At 36.6% G+C, this 5,820-nt stretch carries 1 protein-coding gene; it reads left to right on the top strand.

Features of this window, described 5'->3' with window-relative positions; all coding sequences use genetic code 11:
• Nucleotides 1-557 precede the first annotated feature (557 nt).
• Entirely contained in the window at nucleotides 558-5,759 is a 5,202-nt protein-coding gene (locus tag HMPREF9425_RS06605) for a mucin-binding protein (RefSeq protein WP_155809872.1), read from the top strand.
• Nucleotides 5,760-5,820: the final 61 nt, after the last annotated feature.

The following is a 5,820-nucleotide window of genomic DNA, read 5'->3' as shown; positions in this document are numbered from 1 at the left end:
CGACGTTCCTACAGACGTAGTAGAGTTGGCGTTCCAGTTTTGCTTGAACCTCGATGTAGATATCTTTTTCAAAAACAAGAGAAGTAATGATGTTAGGGTCTTTAATTCCGATTAATTCTGTGGTATTCATTCCTAATGATGGTTTGGTTGCTTTTCATTATAGTTCTTATGGGACTTTTTGTGTACATTTAAAAAGCTCTATAAATCTACAGTGGTTTTACCCACTACAGAAATTAGACTCCTTGTCAACTGTAGTGGGTTGAAGAAAAGCTAAGTTTTCGAAATGAGGAAATCCGTTCTTTTGTGAATTTTTATGCAATATATATATATATATATATATTGCAATAAAAAACCAATTATTATTTTGAAGAAGCTTGTTGTTATCATTTTTTAGTATCTAGAAAACAAAAAAATAATATAAATAAATTGAATAAAACGAGACAAATTAATTGACAAATTAATATGATTTGAGTTATAGTTAAATTACTTTTATAACAGCAATACATACTTTTATATGTAACTGTAAAATTTTTTATTTGACATTAAGAGGAGAAAACATGTATTCAAGAATGGAAAAATTCCATGGTAGAAAAGCTCAACGTTTTTCTATTCGTAAATATAGCTTTGGTGCTGCTAGCGTTCTTTTGGGAACGGCACTCTTTTTAGGTGCTAATGGAGTACGAGCTGATGAGGCTACGCCTTCAGTAAACCCAGCTACTTCTGGACTATCAAATTCAGATAAAAATGTTTCAGGTTCTACCTTGTCAACACCTGTTGTAGAGAAACTTCCAGAATTAAAGATTGATGCTGTAAAAGCAGATGAAAACGCTGAAGTTAAAGAAGAATCTAAAAATGAAGTAACAACTGTAGCAGAAAAAGAAGTTACTGAAGCGACTACAGATAAAACTGATAAAAAAACAGAAACAGATGTAAAAGAAAAATCTGATAAAGAGCACGCTGACAAAACAGAAGCAGATAAAGAAAAAACTGAAAAAGTTGAAACAGAAAAAGCACAAGATGATGTTAAGACAGTTCTTACTCAATTAACTTCAGAAGCTGATGTTATGGCAACAGTAGCCTCAAACTTTTCAGATAAAGAAGTGACAGGTGTTGAAGATAAACAAAATTTGTCAGCTGCAATTACTGCAGTGAAGCTTGAAGCAACAGCGTCTAAAGAATTGCTCTTATCTGATGCTTCTAAAGACCAGATGGTAGCTCAAGTGAATCGTCTTTCTGACGCAATCGAAGCAGTCTATGCTGAAATGAAGCGTGCAGGTCATGCAGGAAAAGTTGAAGCAGTGATAGATGATGCAACAACCCAAGACCAAAAAATCGTAGGTAAAGATGTTGTTAAAGATGGACAAAAAGTTAAATCTGTAACAAATGGTTATATTACTATGAATGCTGACAATACAGCTCCTAAGGCGTGGGGATTTGATTCAACATTTGATACTTCAGATTTACAAGCAGGAGACATTACAAAAATTGAAGTAACAAACTTAGCAGAGTTTGGTGCGGCATTTCCTGTTGGAAAAGAAATTACAGCAGCAGATGGTACCGTAATTGGTAAAGTTAAATCTATCGACTATAAAACATCAACAGGAAACAACAATAATAAATCTGTACCATATTGGGCACAACGTACTCAACGTGGAATGACTTATGATGAGCGTGTTGCTGAACAACCAGCTATCGCTAATGAAACTGGGACATACACTTATAACATTGAATGGAATGAAAAAGCGAAAGATTACCCTAATATTTCATTCGGTGCTGAAAACTTATCAGGTGGTGGTTACTTAGCTCCACAAATCTCAAAAGATACAGATTACAAAGCAACTATTAAGATCGATGGCAGAACGGTTGTTGAACACACCTATACACGTAAAGGTCAACAAGCAACTTTCTCAAAACAAGGGACATCAGCTTCATTAAGAACAAATAATGGTTTAGGATATGTTTCAAATGAACTGAAAAGTAAGAGTGATACGTTAGAGATTAATACAGACTCAGACATCCGTTATGGAGTAGGGTCTAAATTTACTATTAAATTACCTAATTCTGAATTTACAGAATTTAAAGAACTTGAAGGAAGTACTAACTTTGTAAATGGTTTAAATACAGCTTCAACTCTTAACCCTAACAAAGGAGACAGTATTACATACCGTCTTGCTAACCGTTGGGCAAACGTTAAAGCTAATGAAAATAATGTTTGGATTCTTCAAGATGGTCGTGAAGGTGGATTTACATTAACTCCAAAACTGATCTCTCCAACAGAATTAGAAGTAACTGTAACAGAAGGATACATCCAAGAAGGTTCTAATATCTCGTTATCTCTTCAATCTTTAGGTGTAGAGAAAGTAATTAAAGATAAAACTTTAACAAGTGAATTCTCTAACGTTACGTATAATGAATTTGGGATTATTACAGGTGGAACAGCAGGGAACGATAAAACTGCAGCTACTCTTACAGTATCAGGTGGTACATCTATTAACGGTGAAAAAGAAGATGTTACTACAACAGTTGCAAATGGTTGGGAAATCAACGCATCTGGAACACCTTTAGGAGAACCACCAACAGGAGCAGTAGTAATTGGACTTAAAGATCTTGAGACTGGTAAAATTATAGGACATGCTACTACTAAATACGATGGTAATCGTCCGTTAAATGAAGATGGTACAAAGGATAATACTAATGTCCTAGGTAAAAAATACGATGTATCTGACTATATTCCTCCATTAATAAAAGAAGTGGATGGAGAAGAGTACATCCTTGCAAACATTCCTACAACAGGAATTGAAGGTACGTTAAGTGTAACGAACACTAGAGCTCGTGATTTATATTCTACTGAAGAATTGAAAGAGAATGGGCTTAATGCATCAGCTTATGTTACGCCTGTAGATTACAATTACGTTAAGAAAACAAGAGTAGAAGAAGTAAATCGTACAATTAAGTATGTGTATGCTGATGATGCACAAGGTCTTGCAGGACAACAAGTATTTGATCCAACGACTCAGACTGTAAGCTATAAAGGAACTGTTAAGACAAATGCTGAGGGTAAAGCAGAAATTGGTTCAAATGATAAACCAATCTACATTAACTGGAAAGGTATTGGAGATACAAATCTTCCAGAAGTAACAGTACCTCAAAAAGAAGGTTACATTGCAAGTGTAGAAAAAGTTCCTGTACAGCCAACAACTGCAACAGATGAAGATTACGAATATGTAGTAACTTACTCACCAATCCAAAAAGCTAAAACAACATTTGTCTACCAAGACAAAGATGGTAATGTTAAGCAAGTGGAAGGTAACACGCCAATCTCTGAAACAGGTAAAGGTGGAGACAAACTTACAAAAGCGGATGAAATTGCTGCGAAAATCAAAGAAGCTCAAAATAAAGGATATGAATTAGTATCTAATACATATCCAACAGACGGAGCATTCGATAAAGATGTTAACACTGACCAAGAGTTCACAGTAACACTTAAAGAACGTGTTGTACCAGTAACACCAGATCAACCAAAAACATCAGGAACTCCAGTGGATCCAAACAACCCAGACGGACCTAAATACCCAGCTGGTTTGGAAGAAAAAGATCTAAACAAAATAGTCACACGTACAATTACTTATGTCTATGAAGATGGAACTCCAGTATTAAACGAAGATGGCACTCCAAAAACAGTAACCCAAGAAGCTAAATTCACACGTGAAGCGAAAGTTAACTTAGTTACAGGTGAGGTTACATACGGAGATTGGACACCAGCTCAAGACTTGTCTGAAGTGACATCACCAGTAGTTAAAGGATACTTAGCTGATAAAGCAACTGTACCAACTGTAAATGTAACTGCGGATTCAAAAGATACTACAGAAGTAGTAACCTACAAACCACTAGGATCATGGGTACCAAACATCCCAGGACAACCAACAAACCCAATCAAATATCCAAACGATCCACAAGATCCAACAAAACCAGGACAACCAACAGAAACATTACCATATGTACCAGGATTCACACCGAAGGATAAAGATGGAAATCCACTTAAACCTGTAAATCCAAACAATCCAGAAGAAGGATATATCGTACCAGATCTTCCAACAGATCCAAGTCAAGACACTCCAATCAACTACGTAAAAGATACGCAAAAAGCTAAAACAACATTCGTAGATGAAAAAGGAAACCCAATTCCAGGAGTAGACGCTATTACTGAAGAAGGTGATTCAGACACACCGTTAACAAAAGAAGCTGAAGTAAAAGCTAAGATCAAAGAACTAGAAAACAAAGGATATGAATTAGTATCTAATACATACCCAGAAGGTGGTAAGTTCGATAAAGATAAAGGCACTGATCAAGAGTTCAAAGTAACACTTAAAGCTAAAGAAGTTACAGTAACACCAGATCAACCAAAAACACCAGGAACTCCAGTAGATCCAAACAACCCAGACGGACCTAAATACCCAGCTGGATTAGAAGAAAAAGATCTAAACAAAACAGTAACACGTACAATTACATACGTATACGCAGATGGAACACCAGTGTTAAATGAAGATGGAACACCAAAAACAGTAACACAAGAAGCTAAATTCACTCGTGAAGCTAAGGTCAACTTGGTAACAGGTGATGTTACATATGGAGATTGGACTCCAGCACAAGACTTAGCTGAAGTTAAATCGCCAGTAGTTAAAGGATTCTTAGCTGATAAAGCAAGTGTTGCAGTAGTGAATGTAACAGGTGATTCAGAAGATATTAAAGAAGTAGTAACATATAAACCATTAGGATCATGGGTACCAAACATCCCAGGACAACCAACAAGTCCAATTAAATATCCAAACGATCCAACGGATCCAACAAAACCAGGACAACCAACAGAAACATTACCATATGTACCAGGATTTACACCAGAAGATAAAGATGGAAATCCACTTAAACCGGTTGATCCAACAGATCCAACAAAAGGATATGTAGTACCAAACATTCCAACAGATCCAAGTCAAGATACAGTAATTAACTACGTAGCCAACAAAGCTAAACTAGTAGTTAAATATGTAGATGAAAATGGCAAAGACTTAATCCCTGCAGAAACAACAGAAGGAAAAGTAGGCGATGAGTACACAACAAGTGGAAAAGTGATTCCAGGATACGTACTTGTAAGAGTAGATGGAGAAGCTAAAGGTAAGATTGGAACAGATGGTTCAACAGTAACATATGTTTACACACCACTAGGATCATGGGTACCAAACATTCCAGGACAACCAACAAGTCCAATTAAATATCCAAACGATCCAACGGATCCAACAAAACCAGGAAGTGATAAACCAGTTCTTCCATACGTACCAGGTTATACACCTGTTGATGGAAACGGTCAACCACTTAAACCGGTAGATCCAAACGATCCAACTCAAGGATACGAAGTACCAAACGTACCAAACGATCCAACTAAGGACACGCCAATCAACTATGTTCCAGCACCACAACCAAACCCAACGCCGGCTCCAACTCCTAAACCAGAGCCTAAGCCGGAACCAAAACCAGAAACTCCACAACCTGTAACACCTGCAGATAATGGAGATAACAACGGAAATAATAATGAAACTCCAACAACTCCAGCTCAACCGGCAGCACCTTCGACACCTCAATATATGGATGGCCAACGTGAACTTCCAAATACAGGTACAGAAGACAATGCTAGCCTAGCAGCACTTGGACTTCTCGGAGTATTGAGTGGATTTGGTCTTGTAGCTCGTAAGAAGAAAGAAGACTAATCTTTCTAATTGATATGATTTGTTTGCAATGAACATATCTTCCTTAAAACTGATGAATCAA

The organism is Streptococcus vestibularis ATCC 49124 (genome assembly GCF_000188295.1).
Lineage (GTDB): Bacteria > Bacillota > Bacilli > Lactobacillales > Streptococcaceae > Streptococcus > Streptococcus vestibularis.
This window is presented reverse-complemented; position numbering and strand designations above follow the sequence as displayed.